This window comes from Pantoea sp. SIMBA_079, assembly GCF_046940275.1.
Taxonomy (GTDB): Bacteria; Pseudomonadota; Gammaproteobacteria; order Enterobacterales; family Enterobacteriaceae; genus Pantoea; species Pantoea borealis.
Window position 1 is genome coordinate 1 of the sequence record NZ_JAWRYR010000059.1, and the last position, 407, is coordinate 407.

The 407-nt window shown below is 53.8% G+C and carries 1 protein-coding gene; it reads left to right on the forward strand.

What is annotated here, in order from left to right:
- Positions 1-355: SufD family Fe-S cluster assembly protein (locus tag SB719_RS19080; protein WP_412159592.1), on the forward strand; the 355-nt coding region annotated here is incomplete at its 5' end.
- Positions 356-407 lie beyond the last annotated feature (52 nt).

Consider the following 407-nt stretch of genomic DNA (forward strand, 5'->3'; position numbering starts at 1 on the left):
CGACAAAGGCCGCGCGGTATTTAACGGTTTGATCAACGTCGCGCAGCACGCCATCAAAACGGATGGTCAGATGACCAACAATAATCTGCTGATGGGCAAACTGGCGGAAGTGGATACGAAACCGCAGCTGGAAATCTATGCAGATGATGTGAAATGCAGCCACGGCGCGACGGTGGGGCGTATTGATGATGAACAGATGTTCTATCTGCGCTCGCGCGGGATCAATCAGCAGGATGCCCAGCAGATGATCATTTACGCCTTTGCTGCTGAACTGACGGAAGCACTGCGTGATGAGGGGCTTAAACAGCAGGTGCTGGCCCGAATCGGTCAACGACTGCCAGGAGGTGTAAGATGACTTTTTCCGTCGACAAAGTGCGGGCCGACTTTCCGGTGCTTTCTCGTGAGGT